Below are 20,059 nucleotides of genomic sequence, written 5' to 3'. Positions count from 1 at the left end.
CTATCAGAAACGTTGCGCCGAGAAGGATTGGATGTCGATTGCCGGCCGTTGGCCGGTCAGGAGTTCGGCGACGAGACGCGCGGTGCCGGCCGATTGCGTCAGGCCGAGATGGCCGTGGCCGAAGGCGTAGATCACGCGCCCCGTGGCACGGGCGCGGCCGATCGCCGGCAGGCTGTCGGGCAGTGACGGGCGGAAGCCCATCCACTGCACGCCGCCTTCGCTTTTGAAGCCGGGCAGGAATTTCTGCGCCTTCTTCAGCATCGCTTCCGAGCGGCGGAAATTCGGCGGCAGCTTGAGGCCGCCGAGTTCGACGGCGCCGCCGACCCGGATGCCGGTCGAAAGCCGCGTGACGACAAAGCCGTGGCCGCCGAAGGTGACCTGGGTGCGCAGGTCAAAGGCGTCCTGCGGCAGCGTGGTGTTGTATCCGCGCTCGGTTTCGAGCGGGATACGTTCGCCGAGCGTCCGGGCGATCTGATGCGAGAAGGCGCCGGCGGATAGCACAACCTGGTCTGCACGCCGTGTCTTGCCGTTGGACGTCAGTTCCACGCCACCCTCGACCGGCCGCAATGCCGTAACCTCGGCGCGTTCGATGATGCCGCCCTTCGCGCGGAAATGGTCCGCGAGCGCGAGGGTATAGAGCTTCGGATCGGCGATCGAGTACCAGCCGGGCGTGAAGGTGCCATGAGTAAAGCGCGGCGCGAGACCGGGCTGGATCTCGGCCATTTCGGCCGCACCCATATGGCGGAATTCGATGCCGTGCTCGGACCGCGCCTTCCAGCCGGGAAGCGACGCCTTCAGTTCGGCTTCGCTTTCATAGACCTGGAGATTGCCTTCCTTGCGCAGCATCGGCAGGGTGCCGGTTGCGGTGAGGAAGGGTTCTAGCTCCGCCTTGGACAGGTCCATGATCGCGGTCTGCGCCGTCGTCGAATGCGCAACGCGGCCCGGCGAGCAGGCGCGCCAGAAGCGGAACATCCACGGGGCGATCTGCACCGCGTAGGCCGGCGGGACGCTCAAGGGCCCAAGCGGGTCGAGCAGCCACTTCGGCGCCTTTTTGAGGATGCCGGGAGAGGCGAGCGGCAGGATGTCGGTAAAGGCGAAGGCCCCGGCATTGCCGGCAGAGGCACCTGCGGCCGGGCCTTCCCGGTCGAGCACGGTAACGGAAAGTCCCCGTGCCTGGGCGGCGATCGCCGCGGAAAGGCCGACGACGCCGGCGCCGATGACGATGACGTCAGGCTGAGCTGCATCCTTCATGATCGGCTCAGTGCGTCGCTGCCAGGAACTTCTGGAGTTCCGGGTCCTTCGGCGCGCCGAAGAGCGCCTCGGGTGCTGCGATTTCCGCCATCACGCCCTTGTGGAAGAAGGCGACGCGGTCGGAAACTTCGCGGGCAAACTTCATTTCGTGTGTGACGCAGATCATCGTCATGCCTTCGGACGCAAGCATGCGCAGCGTGTCGAGCACTTCGCCGACGAGCTGCGGGTCGAGTGCCGAGGTCACTTCGTCAAACAGCATGTATTCCGGCGACATGGCAAGCGCGCGGGCGATCGCCATGCGCTGCTGCTGGCCGCCCGACATGCGGGTGGGATAGACGCCGAGCTTCTCGCCGAGGCCAACGTGCGTGAGCTGCTTGACGGCGTTCTCCTCAGCCTTTTCCTTGGAGAGGCCGAGCACCTTGCGCGGCGCCAGCATGACGTTTTCAAGTACGGTCAGGTGCGGGAAAGCATTGAACTGCTGGAAGACGATGCCGAGCTTGCTGCGCAGCTTGTTGAGGTTTGTTGATTTCGCGTGGACCTCGGTGCCGTCGACGAGGATGCGGCCGGCATCGATCGGCTCGAGACCGTTGATGCAGGTCAGCAGCGTCGATTTGCCGGAACCGGAGCCGCCAATGATGGTCAGCACCTCGCCCTTGTTGACGGTGAGGTCGATGCCTTTGAGAACCTCCAGCGAGCCGAAGGATTTGCGAACGTTCTGGATCTCAATCATTGGACCACCGTTTTTCAAGGTAACCGCCGAGCCGGGCGATTGGGAAGCTGATGAGGAAGTAGATGGCGCCGCAGATCAGAAGGATCAGCAGCGGCTCCTGCAGACGGGTGACGAGCACCTGCGAGGCGCGCAGCAGCTCGATCAGGCCAAGCCAGAGAACGAGTGCGGAGTCCTTCATGACACCGAGCGTCAGGCCGATCCAGGACGGCAGCGAAACACGGGTCGCAAGCGGCGCCACGATGTAGCGCATGTCCTGCCACCAGGTCATGCCGAGCGAGCGGGCAGCGCGGCGCGTCGTCGGCGGCACGGAGGAGATGCCGCCGCGCACGATCTCCGTGCAGTAGGCGGCCGTGTAGAGCGACAGCACCACGCAGGACGTCGTGAACGGCGCCCAGCCGAGCTTGGCGATCGCCTGGAAGGCGTTGGCAAGCACCAGCTGGATCAGGAGCGGCACCGAGCGGAAGATGTCGAGCACGAAGGTGAGCGGTGCGGCCCAGTAGGGGCCGACCTGGTTGCGCACGACGCCGAAGATGATGCCGAGGACGGTGCCGGCGGTGACCGAGACGGCGGTGACCGCAAGCGTCATCAGGGCGCCTTGCAGCAGGAAGCCGAGATCAGCAAGGGTGAGGGCGGTATTGAACATCTCTCACCTCTCCTTAGTAGCGGAACATGCGCGCGGCGAGCAGACGGGCTGCCAGCGTCACGGCCTTGGCGATCAGGTAGTAGATCACTGCGGCGATCGCGAAGAATTCGAAGGTGCGGAACGAGCGGGCGTTCAGTTCCTGGGTGATGCCCGCAAGGTCGGTGTTCATGCCGACGGTAACTCCGAGCGAGGTCATCAGGATTGCCCAGACCATCTGGTTGGTAACGGGGAGGAAGGCGATGCGCAGCATCTGCGGCAGCACGATGTAGCGGAAGGCCTGCACCGGCGTCATGCCGAGCGAGCGGCCGGCGCGCGTCTGGGTGTCGGGAATGGCCTTGAGGGCGCCGCGGAAGTTTTCCGCGAGATAGCCGGCGTTGTTGAAGGCGATCCCGGCGAGCAGCGCCGTATAGGGGCTCAAGTGGATGCCGAAATTGCCGAGGCCGAAATGGGCCATGTAGATCTGGAACAGCGCCGGCGTGTTACGGGCGATTTCGACCCAAGCGGTGGCAAAACCGCCGAGAATGCGATTGCCGGACAGGCGGCAGGCCGTCAGCGCCAGCGCCAGTGCCAGGCCGATGACCATCGAGAGCAGAGCCACCTGCAAGGTGACCAGCGCTCCATCGAGCATCTGCGGCAGGGCTTTCAGCGCCTGGTTCCAATGGAAGGTATAACTGAACATGTTTCGTCTCGCCTCTTCGGAAACGAATAGCGGCGCGAAGCTACACTTCGCGCCGCCAGATGGACGGCAGATTAGCGGTAAACGCCCTTTGCCGTAAGGTCTGGCAGTTCGCCGCCGACCCACTTTTCATAGAGCTCAGCGTAGCGGCCGGTGCGGACCTGCTGGTTGATGAAAAGGTTGAGGAAGTTGACGAAGCCGTATTCTTCGCGGTTGGTGAAGAGCGCGACGTAGTCGGTGTCGAACGGAGCCTTGCCGACAACGGCGATGCCCGGGAACTTGCCGGTCTTCACGTTGGCCTGCGCAACGGTCGAGGTCGAAACCGTGGCGTCGATCTGGCCCTGGCTCAGAGCGAGGAAGACGTCGGCCTGGGTCTGGTACGGACGGAACTCGCCGGCGCCCCATTCCTTGACCTGTTTTTCAAGCGCGATGGCTTCGAAGGTACCGGCGGTGGCGCCGACGACCTTGCCCTTCATGTCTTCGAAGGACTTGACGCCCGACTTTTCATTGGCGGTCACGGCCATTTCGAAGGCGAAGTAGGGGATCGTCATGCCGACGGTCTTGGCGCGCTCAAGCGTGTCCGAGGTCGAGGCAACGCCGACGTCGACACGGCCCGACATCAGAGCGGGAATACGCTCCGGGAACGGGGTTTCGACGATTTCGGCGGTGACGCCGAGGGCCTTGGCGAGGTCATTGCAGTAGTCGACGTCAAAACCGATCGGATTGTTGTTCTCGTCGCGAGAACCCATCGGCGGGAAGTCGAGCACGACCGCGCAACGCAGCGTTCCCGAGCCGATGACGTCATCCAGCTTGTCGGCATGGGCCTGGCTGGTCAGAGCAGCGGCCGCAACGAGGCCGAGCGCAAGCACCGAAGTCTTCATTATCTCTCTCCCTGAAATGAGTGCCGTTTGACGGCTGGGGCACTATTCCGTTTTAGAGAGCGTAAATCAATAGAAAAATACAATTAGTATACAAAAAGTATATCATCATAACGCAGAACGCACGCAGACATCCCATTTGTTTCGCCAAATGGGATGTCTGCGCAGCGATCTGTCGTGTCTCATACGTGAGAGCGGACTGCGGGCGGCAAGCCGCCCACCCATTTCCTCTTCCGTTTTAGCCCTGGAAATCCTCGGGCAGCAGGGCTTCCGGCATGTTCTGGTAGGCGACCGGCCGCAGGAAGCGGCGGATCGACAGGGTGCCGACGCTGGTCGCGCCGAAGTTGGTCGAGGCCGGATAAGGTCCGCCGTGGACCATGGAATCGACCACCTCGACGCCGGTCGGGAAACCATTGACGAGCACGCGGCTGGCCTTGCGCTCGAGGATCGGGCGCAGACGACGGGCGGTTTCGAGGTCGGCCGTATCCATGTGGATCGTCGTGGTCAGTTGCCCCTGGAATCCACGGGCAAGCTGTTCCATCTCGCCGGTCGAACCGACGCGGACGACGAGGCCGAGCGGACCGAAGACTTCTTCGCCGAGCGCATGGTCGGCGAGGAACTGGTCGCCGGTCGTTTCGAACAGGTTCGGCGAGACCGAGCGGCCTGAGGATTCGGTCACGAGCAGTGGCTTGACGGTATTGCGGCTTTCGAAGTGCGCCTTGCCGTCGTGGTAAGCCTTGGCGATGCCGTCGGTCAGCATCGTCTGCGGCGCCACCTTGCCGAGCGCTTCGACGGCGGCGGCGGTGAAGCGATCGGCGTCAGCGCCTTCAACAACGACGGCGATGCCGGGATTGGTGCAGAACTGGCCGGCGCCCATGGTCAGCGAGCCGGCCCAGCCCTGGCCAAGGCCTTCGGCGCGCGCCTTGAGTGCTTCCGGCAGCAGGAACATCGGGTTGACCGAACCGAGCTCACCGAAGAACGGGATTGGTTCCGGGCGCGCGGCGCAAAGATTGAAGAGCGCACGGCCACCGGCGAGCGAACCGGTGAAGCCGACGGCCTTGATCAGCGGATGCTGCACCAGCGCTTCGCCGACCTGTCGGTTACCGCCTTGGATGTGCGAGAATACGCCCGGATGCACGCCCGTCTTGCGGATCGCGGCTTCAACAGCCTGCGCGACGATTTCGCCGGTTCCGGGATGGGCCGAGTGGCCCTTGACGACCACGGGGCAACCGGCGGCAAGTGCGGCGGCCGTGTCGCCGCCGGCGGTCGAGAAGGCGAGCGGGAAGTTCGAGGCGCCGAAGACGGCGACCGGGCCGATCGGCCGCTGGATGAGGCGGATCTCCGGACGCGGCGCCGGCTGGCGCTCGGGCAGTGCGGCATCGAAGCGGCGGTCGAGATACTCGCCCTTCTCGATGTGGTCCGCGAACAGGCGGAGCTGGCCGGTGGTGCGGCCGCGTTCGCCCTGCAGGCGGGCTTCCGGCAGGCCGGTTTCTTGGGCGCCGATCTCGGTGATCGCCTCGGCACGCGCCTCGATCTCGTCGGCGATCGCGCGCAGGAAGGCGGCGCGCTCGGCGCGGGTCGAATAACCGTAGCTCAGGAATGCTTCTTCCGCGGCTTCAGCCGCACGGTTGACCAGGTCAACGGTGCCGGTGGCAAACTGATGGACCGGTCCGTGAGCGGGTGCGGATGCGAAGGTGCCCGCGCCGTCGAGCCATTCGCCGGCGACAAGGTGTTTTCCTTTGGGGGTGAAGGCCATCTGGCGATCCTTTCTCTCGATCCCGGATTGCCTTTTGTGGCAGAGGGATCATGGCTGAATTGCACTTGTCGGATCTTTGTATACTATATGTATGCAGAACATCAATCGCCTGACTGGCTCATCCGGATCAGGCGCAGCATTTGAGAGGGAGAGAGATGAGCGAAACCAATACCCTGACGATTTCAGCACTTTTCGAGCGCGTCGAGGCGATCTTCCTGAAGGCTGGGCTCAACGGCGTTCAGGCAGGCGCACTTGCTCGCGTGATCGTCGCCGGCGAGCGTGACGCCTGTAAATCGCACGGCATCTACCGCATCGAAGGGGCGCTGCGCACTGTCAAGGCCGGCAAGGTGAAGGCAGATGCCGTGCCCGAGCTCGACGCGCAGGAAGGCTCGGCCATCGTCAAGGTCAATGCCAAGGGCGGTTTCGCCAATCCGGCCTTCGAGCTCGGCCTGCCGGTTCTCGCCGAACGCGCCCGTGCTTTGGGCATCGCCGCGCTGGTCATCAATGATTGCACCCATTTCTCGGCGCTTTGGCCCGAAGTGGAAGGCTTGACCGGCGAAGGGCTGGCGGGCCTCGTCATGTGCCCGAGCTATGCGACGGTTGCGCCGACCGGCGGCAACAAGCCGCTGCTCGGCACCAACCCCTTCGCCTTCGGCTGGCCGCGCGAAAACCAGCCGCCCTACGTCTTCGACTTTGCGACCTCGGTTGCTGCCCGCGGCGAGATCGAGCTGCACCGCCGCGCGGGGAAACCGCTACCCGAGGGCTGGGCGATCGACGCCGAGGGCAACCCGACGACCGATCCGGAAGCAGCCCTTGCCGGCGCCATGCTGCCCTTCGGCGGCCATAAGGGCTCTGCGATCGGCACGATGGTGGAGCTTCTCGCCGGCATCATGATCGGCGACCTCACGAGCCCGGAAGTGCTGGATTATCTCGGCACGACGACCCTTGCGCCCTTCCACGGCGAACTGATCGTCGCCTTCTCGCCGGAGAAGTTTGCAGCCGGAAGGCCCGGTAATCCGTTTGCCCGCGCCGAAGTGCTGTTCGAGGCGATCGTCGGCCAGGGCGCCCGCCTGCCGTCGCAGCGCCGTTTCGCGGCGCGCGCCAAGTCGGAGGCCGAAGGCGTCGTCCTCAACACATCCGAGATCGAGCAGCTGGACCGGCTGCTTGCCCTCGGGATTGACGCCATCGCGTAAGCCGATACTTACGCGAACTGTACTCTCCTCGACACGCCGTCGAGGTCGCCAGACGAAAAAAAGGCCCTCCAACCGGAGGGCCTTTTTCAATTGCGGGCCGATCGAACGATCAGGCCTTGCACTTCTGGACAGCGCCCGGGAGCTTGCTCCATTCGGCGTACCAGCTGTTGAACAGCTTGAACTGGGCTTCGACGTAGCCGCGCTGGCTGTCCGAAAGCACGTCGCTTTCGTTGAAGTGCAGCGTGTATTCGTTGTCGCCCTTCAGCACCATCATGTGCTTGAAGTAGAGAACGAGGTCCGGGCCTTCGTCGAAGGACGAGAGCACGGCGAGCGCCTGTTCCAGTTCCAGTGCGCGCTGGCGGGCGTCGACGTCGCCTTCGGCGGCGGCACGCGACAGGTTGCACATGTGGATGACTTCCTTCGGCAGCACGCAGCCGATGCCGGTGATGGCGCCGGTGGCGCCGCAGTTGACGAAACCGTGGAACACGGCCGTGTCGACGCCGATCATCAGCGAAACGCCATCGTCACGGCTGGTGATGTTTTCGGCCGCATAACGCATGTCGGCAGCGCCGCCGAATTCCTTGAAGCCGACGAGGTTCGGATGTTCGGCGCGCAACGCGAAGAACAGGTCGGCGCGGGTGGCAAAGCCGTAATAGGGGCTGTTGTAGATAACGGCCGGCAGGCTCGGGGCGGCCGAAAGAATGGCCTTGAAGTGGTTCTTCTGGGCGGCGACGACCGAACCACGCGACAGCACGCGCGGGATGACCATCAGGCCCTGGGCGCCAACCTTCTCGGCGTGCGCCGCATGGGCGACGGCCGACGCGGTGTTGACGGCGCCGGTGCCGACGATAACCGGGATGCCGGCCTTGACCAGGCGCTCGACGCCTTCCATGCGCTGCGCATCGGTCAAGAGCGGCCAGTCACCCATCGAGCCGCAATAGACGACGGCGGACATGCCCTGAGCGATCAGCTCCTGGCCCTTGCGCACCAGCGCGTCGAAATCGGGGGTGCGGTCTTCCTTGCAGGGGGTCATCAGCGCCGGGATGACGCCGGTGAAAATCTGAGCCTTCATCTGAAACTCCTCTCGGCTTTGTCTTCGGGGCAACGGCGCACGCGCGCCCTTGCCTTTGATCTAGACAATAGCCGTTTGTATTTTATTTGTCGACAAGAAAAATACAAAGATCTCTAAAGGGCGATATCAAGCTTATTATTGCGGGCAAAGAGCTTCTGTACCTGCTCGACGATCTGCTCGGCATGCGCCTTGCCGAGACGGTCCGCCGTCTCGATGTCGCGCGCCGCAATTGCAGCGATGATCGCCGCGTGCTCGTCGACGAAGCGCTGCGGGAACTGCTCCTCGTAGGACTGGTAGTAGAGGCGCAGGATGCGCCGCCCCTCGTCGAGCAGCCGGCGGAACAGGCTGGTGAAATAGGGATTGCGGCCGGCCTCGGCGATCGCCGCATGGAAAGCGGCATTGGTGGCGATCATCGTCAGCGCGTCGCGCGCCTGGACGGCCGCGGCATAGTCCTCGTGGAAGCCGCGAATGATCGGCAGGTCTTCCGGGCGGTGGTTCTGCGCCGCAAGCCGCGTGGTGACGCGGTACATCAGCACCAGGGCGTCGAAGAACGGGTTCAAGTTGAGGAAGTCGATGTTCGCTACCATCGTCGAGCGGTTGGGCAGCGTGTCGATCAACCCTTCGCCGGCAAGTCGGACCAGCGCCTCGCGGATCGGCGTGCGCGACATCTTCAGTCGCTCGGCAAGCTGCACTTCGTCGATCGGGCTGCCCGGCGGCAGCACCAGGTCGAGGATCTCGTCGCGCAGGAGGTCATAGACCATCTTCACGCCGGAACCGCGCTTGCGTTCGGGGATGGGGCTGTTGTCGGTGTCGATATCGGTCATCTCGGATTCCTTTGTCGACAAAAGAAATACTTGTCTCTGCCGTCGGGATCAACAGCTTCCGTGGCAACGATTGTGCGAGGCTGACATTTCGAATGCACGCAGCTGTTGCTTTTGCCTTCTGTCCGGTAGGGCGCGAACAAGGGAAGATCACAACGCGCGGGCTTTGCGCTTGACCTTGCGGCACGCAAAACGACCCATGCATTTCCCACATGGGAGCGCTGACTTTTGAGCGCTGCAACTTACCAAGGGCCTGAGTTATAAGGTGTTCATCGAAGCGAAACGAGGCGCCACGGACTGGCTGCCAGGCTTCGAAAGCCCATTGAAAGGGGGATCAAATGAACATCGCACGCTCCATCAACAACTGGCGCAAGTATCGTCAGACGGTCACCGAGCTGGGCCGCATGTCGAACCGGGAACTCCGTGACCTCGGCATCGAACGCGCCGACATCGACCGCGTCGCACGCACGGCCTTCGCCCGCTAAGGCGATCTACACAGACTGAAAATTTGCCAAGCGCCTGCATCTCCTGCGGGCGCTTTTGCTTTGTGGCGAACGGTTGCACGCGGGGCAACTGCTCCGCCGAAATCCAGGTTGCCCCGGCACCAATTCCTCGAATTCAATGCTGACAGAATCTGGCAGGGGTCGCGCGTAAAGTGCTCCCATGATCAGAGATCGAGGGATGACCGATGTTGGCGCAGGATGTGTTTCAAGTGGGTGCAGGAAGCCGGCAGGGCGAGCGCAACTTCTGGATCGGCGCGGTTTCCGGCGATGACATGCAGCATGCGCAGGAAGGCGGCTTCTCGCGATTCGGCCACGGCAACGTGCAGCCGTTGACGCGCATGAAGGCGGGCGACGGTTTTATCGGTTATTCACCCAACGCCGCCTTCAGCGGCAGAGCGGGGCTCGCTTGTTTTACGGCCATTGGTGTGGTCAAGGAGCGTCCGCCCCACTTCTTTGCAATGGGTGGAGTCGCGCCGCATCGCGGCGATATCGATTGGGCCGATAGTATGGAGGCTCCCGTCCGTCCGTGGCTCGACAGCCTGGAATTTGCCGAGGGCAATCGAAACTGGGATCAGAAACTTCGTTTCGGTCATTTCGCCATCAGCGAACATGATTTCCGCGTGATCGCGCGCGCCATGCATGCCGACCTTGGTGGCGTTTTCCCAAGGGTAGCCGAATACCGCCGGCAAGCCTGGGCGTGATTGCAGCCCGCGGGTCGAAAACTTGACCCGCGCGCGATATTTTCGCCCGCGGGGAAAGATGTTAGTTCTCCGGGAGATACCGCGTTTCTGGCTATCCACGAGAGACAAGATCGAATGGGCGGAATGGGACTTGCGGATACGGAGGCTCATATCCGTCGCTTGCAGCGGGGGTTTTCCCCGCCGGTCATTCCAGACGTGTTCTCCGGCGATACGCGCCTGGTCGGCCGTTGGCGCAACGAGCCCTTCGAGTACCACCTGCCACCACTGAAGGATCATATTCTCGCGGCGAAGTATGCAGGCGACGGGACTGCTTCGTTGAAGGTTGGTCGTCAGACGATCACCGCCCCGGCGCATGCCGGCACCATCACTTTTGCGCCCAGAGGGCACGAAGGACTTTGGCGCGCGGATGGTGCCGTCGAAGTGTCGAATATCTTTCTGGGGCACCAGCGCCTGCTTGCCTGCGCGGATCAGGTTGGGAATGGTCGTGAGCCCGAGCTTCTCGACCGCGTGAATTTCAGCGATCCCAAACTGTTTACGATCATGTCCTTGATCAACGACGAGATCAGTACCGGTGACGCGGTATCGCACCTGTTCATCGAGCAGCTTCTCGATCTTGTCTGTCTCCAGCTTCTGCGCGGGCACGCCGCAATATCCGTGCCCCTCGCCCCCGGACCACGGGGTGGCCTTTCAGCCTGGCAGATCAAGCGTGTCACCACCTACATGCGTGACAATCTCACCAAGGATATTCGGCTTCAGGAACTGGCGGATCTCGTGAATCTCAGTCGTTTTCATTTCTGTACCGCTTTTCGTGTGGCGACCGGGCACACGCCCTATGTCTGGCTGACACGGCAGCGCATCGCCCACGCCAAGGCGCTGCTTGCGGACCGGACGCTGCGCATCACCGATATAGCTCTTGTCGTCGGCTATGAAACGCAATCGGCTTTCGCGTCGAGCTTTCGCAAGGTGACGGGCCTCACCCCGAGCGAGTTTCGCCGTCGGCTTTGACCTCGGCTGCGGCCGGGCCGGCGCTCCCGTGCGCCGGCGTCCTCGACCGCCGCAACTTTCAAGCAGGATCGAAAGATCGCAACAGTAACGCCGTCGTTCGACGCCTATCTTCTGCACGGTTTGGTGAGGCAGGAGAGTGTTTCCGACATGGTCGAAAATAGATCAGAATCCTATGTGCAAGGTCCGGTGCTGTCGCGCCGGGAAGCGCTTCTGGCAGGTGCCGGAACCGTGGCGCTGGCGGCGCTGCCGTCCCAGTCGACAGCAGCGACAGGTTCTCCGGCGAAGGAGGTAAGCCCCATGACCCTGACCATGACCGTGAACGGCGAACTGCATGTTCTGACCATCGACCCAAGGCAATCGATCCTGGACGTCCTGCGCGAGACGCTCGATCTCACCGGCACCAAGAAAGGGTGCAACCAGGGCGCCTGCGGCGCCTGCACGGTGCTTGTCGACGGCAAGCGCATCGTCTCCTGTCTCACACTGGCATGCATGCATGACGGCGCCAGGATCGAAACGATCGAAGGGCTCGAGAAAGATGGCGTGCTGCATCCGCTCCAGGAAGCCTTCGTGGCGCATGAGGGCCTACAGTGCGGCTTCTGCACGCCGGGGCAGATCATGTCGGGTGTCGGCTGTATCGCTGAAGGCCATGCCGGCTCGACGGACGAGATCCGCTTCTGGATGAGCGGCAACATCTGTCGTTGCGGCGCCTATCCCGGCATCGTCGCGGCTGTTGCCGACGCGGCGGGGAGGGACTGACCATGCTTCCTTTCACGATGGAAAAACCTGAGAGTGCCGAAGCGGCGATTGCGGCGGCCGCCGGCGGCGCGCGCTACATTGCCGGCGGCACCACGCTCGTCGACCTGATGCGCGAAGAGGTCGAGCGCCCGGAACGGCTCGTCGACATCAACGCGCTACCGCTTGGCGGTATCCGCGTTGAGGGCGACGACCTCGTCATCGGCGCGCTGGCTCGCATGTCCGAAGTCGCGGCCGATCGCAACGTCCAACGGCTGCAGCCATTGATCGCCGAAAGCTTGATTGAGGGCGCCTCGCCGCAACTGCGCAACATGGCGTCGATGGGCGGCAACATGCTGCAACGGGTGCGCTGTCCCTATTTCCGCATGCTGGACGCCGGCTGTAACAAGCGCACGCCCGGCTCCGGCTGCGCCGCCATCGACGGATTGAACGCCGGTCACGCGATCCTCGGCACCAGCGAGCACTGCGTTGCGACGCATCCCTCCGACGTCGCCGTCGCACTGGTGGCGCTCGATGCGACGATGCGGGTGCGGGGGCCTGAGGGCGAACGCAGCTTTCCGATCGAAGAACTCTTCCGGCTACCCGGAGATACGCCGCATCTCGAGCACACGTTGCTGCCCGGTGAGCTGATCGTCGAACTGCGTGTGCCCGGAGGGCCGTACAGTCGCCGTGCGCGCTATCTCAAGGTTCGTGACCGCGCCTCCTATGAATTTGCCCTCGTTTCGGCTGCCGCTGCACTTTCGGTCGAAGGCGGCGTGATCCGCGAGGCTCGCCTTGCCGTCGGCGGCGTCGGGACGAGACCCTGGCGCCTGCGCGATTGCGAAGCGGCCCTCGTCGGCAAGCGTTTGGAAAGGCCGGCATTCGAGGCAGCGGCGCATCTGGCAACACAGGGCGCGCGGCCGTTGCAGCACAATCACTTCAAGGTCGAACTCTTGCCGCGGACGATCGTCCGGGCACTCGAAATGGCAGGAGAAGTCGCATGACCGTCAGCACCATTGGAAAACCAATGACCCGCGTCGACGGCCGGGCCAAGGTTACGGGTCGGGCGCGCTATGCCGCCGATTTCAACCAGCCGGGTCAACTCTACGCGGTGATCGTCAGCGCCACCGTCGGTCTTGGCCGCATCACCGGAATTCAGGCTGCCGAGGTCGAGCGCATGCCCGGCGTCGTCGCGCTCATCACACACCGCAATGCGGAGAAGCTGGCCTATCTGCCGCACAAGGCCGGCATCGACCCCGCGACCGGCGAGCGGCTGCACGTGTTGCAGGACGATACCGTGCGCTTCTATGGCCAGCCGGTTGCGCTCGTCGTTGCCGACACGCTCGATCATGCCGAGCGCGCCGCCACAGCACTCCGCGTGACCTATGAGGCGCGGCCGCCGCTCGTCGACCCGATGGATCCGAAGGCGGAGAGCATTGTCCCCGATACACGCGGACGCGTGTCTCCCGACCGGGCGCGCGGCGACGCCGACAAAGCGGTGGCAGGAGCGCCTGTCACCCTCGATGCCACCTATGAGATGGCGCGGGAAAACCACAATCCGATGGAGCCACACGCAACCATCGCCGCCTGGAGCGGCGACCGGCTGACGCTGTGGAGCAAGAGCCAGTATCTCGTCAACGAGCAGGCGGAGATCGCTGCAGTCTTCGGCATGCCGGTCGAAAACATCGAGGTGATCTGTCCCTTTATCGGCGGTGCCTTTGGAACGAGCCTCAGGACATGGCCGCATGTGACGCTGGCGGCACTCGCCGCCCGTCAGGTCGGCAAGCCGGTGAAGCTCGTGCTCACCCGCAAGCAGATGTTCTTCACCACCGGCCACCGGCCGCGCACGCTTCAGCGCGTGGCGCTGGGCGCCACCAACGACGGCAAGCTCACCGGTGTTGTTCACGAAGGCACCGGCGAGACCAGCCGTTACGAGCAGTTCATGGAGGCGCTGACCGCAGTCACGGATTACCTCTATTCGTGCCCGAACGTACGCACCCAGTACCGGCTGACCGAACTCGACACCGGCACACCCAATCACATGCGCGGGCCGGGAGAGGCGAGCGGCATCTTCGCGCTCGAAAGCGCGATGGACGAGCTGTCCTACAAGCTCGGCATCGACCCGATCGAGCTTCGGCGCCGCAACGAGCCCGAGAAGGACGAAGCGGAAAACAAACCGTTCTCGAGCCGCTCGCTGATGCAATGTTACGCGCTCGGTGCCGAGCGTTTCGGCTGGGCCCGGCGCACGCCCGAACCGCGCTCGATGCGTGACGGGCGGCTGCTGATCGGCATGGGCGCGGCCACCGCCACCTACCCGGCGTTCCATGCGCCGGCCAACGCCCGGGTGCGGCTGCTTGCCGACGGCACGGTCGAGGTCGAGGCGGCTGCGAGCGATATGGGGCCGGGGACCTATACGTCCATGACCCAGGTTGCCGCCGAGACGCTTGGGCTGCCACCGGAACGGATCCGCTTCCGGCTCGGCCGGTCAAGCTACCCGCAGACCCCATCGCATGGCGGTTCCTGGACCATGGCTTCGGTCGGGTCGGCCATCCAGGCGGCTTGCATCGAGGCGCAGGCGCAGGTCTCGCGTCTCGCCACGGCCGATTCTGCGTCGCCGCTCTACAATGTTGCGGCCGGGGAACTCGAGTGGAGCGACGGGCGGCTGCGGCGCCGCGGCGAAACGACGGGCATCAGCTATCGCGAGATCGTCGCCAAAGCCGGCGCGCCGATCGAGGCGGACGGTTCGGCCCAGCGCGATCCTGAGGTTGCCGAGCGCTATTCGATGCATTCCTTCGGTGCCGTCTTTGCCGAGGTCGCTGTCGATCCGGATGTCGGCACCATCCGTGTGCGCCGCATCGTCGGCGCCTATGGCATTGGTCGGGTCGTCAATCCGCTTCTCGCCCGCAGCCAGTGCACCGGCGGCATGATCGGCGGCATGGGCATGGCCCTGATGGAACGCACGGTTCTGGATAGCCGTGATGGCCGGCCGGTCAACGCCCATATGGCCGACTATCTCATGCCGGTGAACCTCGACATCCCCGAGCTCGACGCGCATTTCGTCGACGAGGTCGACCCGCACGTCAACGCCCTCGGCGTCAAAGGCCTCGGCGAAATTGCCCTGGTCGGAACGGCACCTGCCATTGCCAATGCGGTGTTCCATGCGACGGGGACGCGGGTTCGCTCGCTGCCGATCCACATCGAGGACGTGTTGACGGCGTAAGATTGCTTCTCTGCGCGGTGGTACCAGCGCTGAAACCCGGTGCCGCCGCGTCTGCGGGGGGGCGTTAGTCCGATGGCGCCCTATCGCCAATGTCCTCGGATGGCTCTTCGACGGAGCCGGCGGCGACGCTGGCATACATGCCGGTCGTGCGGAACTCGGTCGGGCTCAGGCCGAAGGACCGGCGGAAGACCTTGGCGAAGTAGTTGGGGTCTTCGAAGCCTGAGAGGATCGCCACCTCCTTGACCTGCAGGCTCGCCGTCTTTGTCAAAAGCTTCACGGCGCGCTGCAATCGCTTCTGCAAAACATATTCCGCTGGCGCCATGCCTTCGCTGGCGGCAAAGACGCGCGAAAAATGCGCGCGACTCAAGCCCGAGACGCGCGCCAGTTCCTCCACCGGGAGCGGGCTCTGCAGGTTGTTCATGATGTAGTCGACGACGCGGTGCATCGTCCTGTGCTCATGGCTGAACACCGGGTGCGAGCCGAAGACGTCGTCATAAAGCGCCATCGCCGCCTCATAGGCGATCGCGGAAGCGCGTCCGGGCGTCTCGCCGCCGCGGATCAGCCGCAGGCTGCAGTCAGCCAGATGCTCGATCGTTTCCGGCTGCAGCTTCAAAACCGGGCCGGTGACGGCGAGGATCGCGCGATGGACGCGCAAGGCTTCGTCGCCGTTCATCGAGATCCAGAAGAACTCCCAGCGCCCGCCGTCTTCCAGCCAGTAGCGATGATTGTGCGGCACGAGCAAAAGCAGCGTCTCGCCCTCGCGCACCCGATAGGTCCGGTTCTCGTAGCGCAGGTTTCCAGCACCCGCGATCGTGTGCTGCAGCACCGTGAACGGCGTATTGCCGCGCTTCCGCCCGTCCCAGTCATAGGTGGCATTGGTGCGGACTTCATAGCCGGTGCTGGTAGGCATCGTGTGCAGGCTCTGGCGCCCCCGCGGCAGCGAAACCGTTCGCATGATCGGGCCATTATTGATCAAATCGTGCAGCATAAAATTACCCATGAAAGCACAATACCGCTCTGGCGGGGTCGGCGATTATACACATAATGACGGCCAATCGCGCAACAGTCGGCTCTTGTAATCGAATGGAAAGACGGATCCGCGGTCAGGTTGCACAGGCGGCGGGTCAGGATTTTTGAATTAATTTTACCCTTCGCTTGAGAGCGCGCAGTCCAGGAGGAGTGAAAAGGGCATGGCAAGTTTCAAGATCGCCATCATCGGCGCCGGCAGCATCGGCTTCACCAAGAAACTGTTCACCGACATTCTCGCCGTGCCGGAACTGCGCGATATCGAGGTGGCGCTGACAGATCTCAGCGCCCGCAATCTGGAGATGATCAAGGCGATCCTCGACCGGATCGTCGAGGTCAACCGCCTGCCGACGAAGGTGACGGCGACGACCGATCGGCTGAAGGCGCTGGAAGGCGCCCGCTACATCATCAGCTGCGTTCGCGTCGGCGGTCTGGAAGCCTATGCCGACGACATCCGCATTCCGCTGAAATACGGCGTCGACCAATGCGTCGGCGATACGATCTGCGCCGGCGGCATCCTCTACGGCCAGCGCAACATCCCCGTCATTCTCGATTTCTGCAAGGACATCCGCGCGGTCGCAGAACCGGGTGCCAGGTTCCTGAACTATGCCAACCCGATGGCGATGAACACCTGGGCGGCGATCGAATACGGCAAGGTCGACACGGTCGGTCTCTGCCATGGCGTCCAGCACGGCGGCGAGCAGATCGCCGAAATCCTTAACGCCGGCGAGGGTGAACTCGACTACATCTGCTCCGGTATCAACCACCAGACCTGGTTCGTCGACGTCAGGCTCAAGGGCCGCAGAATAGGCAAGGACGAACTCGTCGCCGCCTTCGAGGCGCACCCGGTGTTTTCGCAACAGGAGAAGCTCCGCATCGACGTGTTGAAGCGCTTCGGCGTCTACTCGACCGAGAGCAACGGCCATCTCTCCGAATATCTTCCCTGGTACCGCAAGCGCCCGGAAGAGATCAGCCGATGGATCGACATGTCGGACTGGATCCACGGCGAAACCGGCGGCTATCTCAGGTATTCGACGGAAACCCGCAACTGGTTCGAGACCGAGTTTCCGCAATTCCTGGAAGCCGCCGGAAAACCGCTCGATCACCAGAAGCGCTCGAACGAACATGCGAGCCACATTCTGGAAGCGCTTGAGACGGGGCGTGTCTATCGCGGCCACTTCAACGTCAAGAATTCAGGTGTCATTACCAACTTGCCGGCTGATGCGATCATCGAATCCCCCGGTTTCGTCGACCGCTTCGGCATCAACATGGTCTCGGGCATCACGCTTCCGGAAGCCTGTGCCGCCACCTGCCTTTCCTCCATCAACGTGCAGCGGATGTCGGTGCATGCGGCTGTTACGGGCGATCTCGACCTTTTGAAGCTCGCAATGCTGCACGATCCGCTGGTCGGTGCGATCTGCACGCCGGAGGAGGTCTGGCAGATGGTCGACGAGATGGTGGTCGCTCAAGGCCAGTGGCTGCCGCAATACGCCCACGCCATCGACGGCGCGAAGGAGCGCCTCAGCCGCGCCACGGTCAAGACCCGCGACTGGAACGGTGCCGCGCGGCGCCAGGTGCGTTCGCTCGACGAACTGCGTGCCGAACGGCAGGCGGCCCGCGCCGCCGGCTGACCGATTGCAGCGCATGCCCGCGTGAGGAGACGCGGGCATGCGCTGCCACAACTGCAGACTTTCAAGGAGGAGGCCACGCTTCGGCGCGGCGAAAAGAGGGAGAATCTGAGCCAATGACCAGCCACAGACTGACGAAAATGGCGAGCCTGCTGCTCGTCGGCATCTCGACCTTCGCGCTTAACGCGGCGGCCTCCGATCCATCAGTCGTGCCCGAGCAGCCGCCATTCCCGGCCCAGGGCAAGATCACCTATGTGCCGCGCGACTCGATTGCCGAGTTCAAGGCGCTGCCGGAATACAAGGAGCCGGCCTGGGTCACCGAAAAATACGTCAAGGCCGGCAAGCTGCCGCCGGTTGCCGAGCGCCTGCCGAAGGAGCCGATGGTCTTCAAGACCGGCAACATGCCCGATGGCGTCGGCGTCTATGGCGACACGCTGCGCCACGTGATCGGCGGCCGCCCGGAAGGCTGGAACTACTCGGCCGGCCAGAGCCAGGGCTGGGGCGGCATCGACATCGGCATGTCGGAATGCCTGACCCGCACCGCACCACTCTTCCAGGTGGAAGCGAACGACGTCGAGCCGCTGCCAAACCTTGCCAGGAGCTGGGACTGGTCGGCCGACGGCCACAAGCTGACGATGCATCTCGTCGAGGGTGCGAAATGGTCGGACGGCGACCTCTTCGACGCCGATGACGTGATGTTCTACTGGGACGACAATGTCCTCGACCCGAATGTATCTCCGCTGAACGGCGCGACGCCCGAGACCTTCGGCGTCGGAACGACGCTGAAAAAGATCGACCAATACACCGTCGAGTGGACCTTCAAGGAGGCCTTCCCGCGTCAGCATCTCTATGCCATGGCCTATGGCACCTTCTGCCCCGGCCCGTCGCATATTCTCAAAGCCAAACATCCGAAGTATGCCGGCACGACCTACGACCAGTACAAGAACGCCTTCCCGCCGGAATATATGAACATCCCGGTCATGGGCGCCTGGGTGCCGGTCGCCTACCGCCCCGACGACATCATCGTGCTCCGCCGCAACCCCTACTACTGGAAGGTGGACGAGGCCGGTAACCAGCTGCCCTATGTCAACGAGCTGCACTACAAGCTCTCGACCTGGGCCGACCGCGACGTGCAGGCGATCGCCGGTTCCGCCGATCTTTCCAACCTGGAGCAGCCGGAAAACTTCGTCGAGTCGCTGAAGCGCGCCGCCCAGGACACGGCGCCCGCTCGGCTTGCCTTCGGCCCGCGCCTCATCGGCTACAATCTGCACATGAACTTCTCGGCCAATGGCTGGGGCGAGCCGGACGAGCGGGCTCAGGCCGTGCGCGAACTCAACCGCAACGAGGATTTCCGCAAGGCGGTGACCATGGCGGTCGATCGCAAGAAGCTCGGCGAAGCATTGGTCAAGGGTCCCTTCACCGCGATTTATCCGGGCGGGCTTTCCTCTGGCACCAGCTTCTATGACCGGGAGTCGACCGTCTATTATCCCTTTGACCTCGATGGCGCGAAGGCTCTGATCGAAAAAGCGGGACTCAAGGACACGGACGGCAACGGCTTCGTCAACTTCCCGACCGGAAAGGCCGGCGGTCAAGACGTCGAGATCGTGCTTCTGATCGACAACAGCTACGCGACAGACCGCAACCTCGCCGAAGGCATCATCGGGCAGATGGAAAAGCTCGGCCTTCGGGTCGTGCTGAATTCGCTCGACGGCAAACAGCGCGATGCGACGAACTATGCCGGCCGCTTCGACTGGATGGTTCACCGAAACGGCCCGGAATATGCGTCCGTCGTGCAGAACACGCCGCAGCTTGGCGCAACGGGTCCGCGCACTAGCTGGCATCACCGCGCGCCGGAGGGTGGACAGGTCGATCTGATGCCGTTCGAGCAGGAGCTTGTCGATACCATCAACAAGTTCATCGCCAGCAACGACAATGCAGAGCGTGTCGCACTGATGAAGCAATATCAGAAGATCGCGACAACAAACCTCGATACGATCGGGCTTACCGAATACCCGGGGGCGCTGATTATCAACAAGCGCTTCGCCAACGTTCCGACCGGCGCTCCGATCTTCATGTTCAACTGGGCGGAGGACACGATCATGCGCGAACGCCTCTTCGTGCCCGCGGACAAGCAGGGTGACTTCGAGCTCTTTGCTGAACAGCTTCCGGGCAAGCCCGGCGAGAAGGGCCTCAGCAACTGATGCCACGCAGCTCCTCCGGTCGC

18 protein-coding genes are annotated in these 20,059 nt (G+C 63.5%); 9 read left to right on the top strand and 9 right to left on the bottom strand.

Features of this window, described 5'->3' with window-relative positions:
* Positions 1-3: 3 nt before the first annotated feature.
* From IB265_RS17485 to IB265_RS17460, 6 genes are all read right to left on the bottom strand, one after another.
* Positions 4-1,251: an FAD-binding oxidoreductase gene (locus IB265_RS17485; protein WP_057251922.1), complete on the bottom strand. Its 1,248-nt coding sequence runs from the start codon at positions 1,249-1,251 to the stop codon at positions 4-6.
* Positions 1,252-1,258: 7 nt separating this feature from the next.
* Entirely contained in the window at positions 1,259-1,981 is a 723-nt protein-coding gene (locus tag IB265_RS17480; RefSeq protein WP_034798411.1) for an amino acid ABC transporter ATP-binding protein, read from the bottom strand.
* Positions 1,974-2,624: an amino acid ABC transporter permease gene (locus tag IB265_RS17475; RefSeq protein WP_034798414.1), complete on the bottom strand. Its 651-nt coding sequence runs from the start codon at positions 2,622-2,624 to the stop codon at positions 1,974-1,976. The genes IB265_RS17480 and IB265_RS17475 overlap by 8 nt, the downstream gene beginning before the upstream one ends.
* 13 nt (positions 2,625-2,637) lie before the next feature.
* Positions 2,638-3,303 carry an amino acid ABC transporter permease gene (locus IB265_RS17470; RefSeq protein ID WP_057251921.1) on the bottom strand — a complete coding sequence of 222 codons (666 nt, stop codon included), beginning with the start codon at positions 3,301-3,303 and terminating at the stop codon, positions 2,638-2,640.
* 71 nt (positions 3,304-3,374) lie between these two features.
* Positions 3,375-4,181 carry a transporter substrate-binding domain-containing protein gene (locus tag IB265_RS17465; protein WP_057251920.1) on the bottom strand — a complete coding sequence of 269 codons (807 nt, stop codon included), beginning with the start codon at positions 4,179-4,181 and terminating at the stop codon, positions 3,375-3,377.
* A gap of 235 nt (positions 4,182-4,416) precedes the next feature.
* Positions 4,417-5,934, bottom strand: coding sequence for an aldehyde dehydrogenase (NADP(+)) (locus IB265_RS17460; RefSeq protein WP_192494933.1), 1,518 nt, complete (start codon positions 5,932-5,934; stop codon positions 4,417-4,419).
* Between the two features lie 155 nt (positions 5,935-6,089).
* Here IB265_RS17460 and IB265_RS17455 point away from each other — a divergent pair, with 155 nt between their 5' ends.
* Positions 6,090-7,127, top strand: coding sequence for an Ldh family oxidoreductase (locus tag IB265_RS17455; protein ID WP_057251918.1), 1,038 nt, complete (start codon positions 6,090-6,092; stop codon positions 7,125-7,127).
* 109 nt (positions 7,128-7,236) lie between these two features.
* On the opposite strand, the gene IB265_RS17450 is transcribed toward IB265_RS17455, so the two are convergent.
* Positions 7,237-8,199, bottom strand: a complete 963-nt coding sequence (locus IB265_RS17450) for a dihydrodipicolinate synthase family protein (RefSeq protein ID WP_057251917.1) — start codon at positions 8,197-8,199, stop codon at positions 7,237-7,239.
* A 113-nt stretch (positions 8,200-8,312) separates the two neighbouring features.
* Positions 8,313-9,023 (bottom strand): GntR family transcriptional regulator, encoded by a 711-nt coding sequence (locus IB265_RS17445; RefSeq protein WP_057252112.1) that lies wholly within the window; start codon positions 9,021-9,023, stop codon positions 8,313-8,315.
* Positions 9,024-9,358: 335 nt separating this feature from the next.
* On the opposite strand from IB265_RS17445, the gene IB265_RS17440 reads away from it, so the two are divergent.
* The 6 genes from IB265_RS17440 to IB265_RS17415 all read left to right on the top strand — a co-directional run bounded on the left by IB265_RS17440 (position 9,359) and on the right by IB265_RS17415 (position 15,181).
* The gene (locus tag IB265_RS17440; RefSeq protein WP_064817045.1) at positions 9,359-9,505 is read left to right on the top strand and encodes a DUF1127 domain-containing protein; all 147 of its coding nucleotides are present in this window, start codon (positions 9,359-9,361) and stop codon (positions 9,503-9,505) included.
* A gap of 203 nt (positions 9,506-9,708) precedes the next feature.
* Positions 9,709-10,224, top strand: a complete 516-nt coding sequence (locus IB265_RS17435; protein WP_057251916.1) for an EVE domain-containing protein — start codon at positions 9,709-9,711, stop codon at positions 10,222-10,224.
* A 123-nt stretch (positions 10,225-10,347) separates the two neighbouring features.
* Positions 10,348-11,229 carry an AraC family transcriptional regulator gene (locus IB265_RS17430; protein ID WP_244495654.1) on the top strand — a complete coding sequence of 294 codons (882 nt, stop codon included), beginning with the start codon at positions 10,348-10,350 and terminating at the stop codon, positions 11,227-11,229.
* A 147-nt stretch (positions 11,230-11,376) separates the two neighbouring features.
* Positions 11,377-11,985, top strand: a complete 609-nt coding sequence (locus tag IB265_RS17425) for a (2Fe-2S)-binding protein (protein WP_057251914.1) — start codon at positions 11,377-11,379, stop codon at positions 11,983-11,985.
* Between the two features lie 2 nt (positions 11,986-11,987).
* Positions 11,988-12,965 (top strand): xanthine dehydrogenase family protein subunit M, encoded by a 978-nt coding sequence (locus IB265_RS17420; protein ID WP_057251913.1) that lies wholly within the window; start codon positions 11,988-11,990, stop codon positions 12,963-12,965.
* The gene (locus IB265_RS17415) at positions 12,962-15,181 is read left to right on the top strand and encodes a xanthine dehydrogenase family protein molybdopterin-binding subunit (protein WP_112996273.1); all 2,220 of its coding nucleotides are present in this window, start codon (positions 12,962-12,964) and stop codon (positions 15,179-15,181) included. Before IB265_RS17420 ends, IB265_RS17415 begins: the two co-directional genes overlap by 4 nt.
* A gap of 64 nt (positions 15,182-15,245) precedes the next feature.
* On the opposite strand, the gene IB265_RS17410 is transcribed toward IB265_RS17415, so the two are convergent.
* On the bottom strand, positions 15,246-16,181 hold the full coding sequence (locus IB265_RS17410) for an AraC family transcriptional regulator (RefSeq protein ID WP_057251911.1): 936 nt from the start codon (positions 16,179-16,181) through the stop codon (positions 15,246-15,248).
* 190 nt (positions 16,182-16,371) lie between these two features.
* Here IB265_RS17410 and IB265_RS17405 point away from each other — a divergent pair, with 190 nt between their 5' ends.
* Complete coding sequence (locus IB265_RS17405; RefSeq protein WP_057251910.1) at positions 16,372-17,838, top strand: alpha-glucosidase/alpha-galactosidase; 1,467 nt, start codon at positions 16,372-16,374, stop codon at positions 17,836-17,838.
* A 113-nt stretch (positions 17,839-17,951) separates the two neighbouring features.
* Complete coding sequence (locus tag IB265_RS17400; protein ID WP_057251909.1) at positions 17,952-20,036, top strand: ABC transporter substrate-binding protein; 2,085 nt, start codon at positions 17,952-17,954, stop codon at positions 20,034-20,036.
* Positions 20,037-20,059 lie beyond the last annotated feature (23 nt).

The organism is Ensifer sp. ENS10 (assembly GCF_014852025.1).
GTDB lineage: Bacteria > Pseudomonadota > Alphaproteobacteria > Rhizobiales > Rhizobiaceae > Ensifer.
Note: the sequence above shows the minus strand (reverse complement) of the source record. Positions and strands in the feature narration are given on the sequence as shown.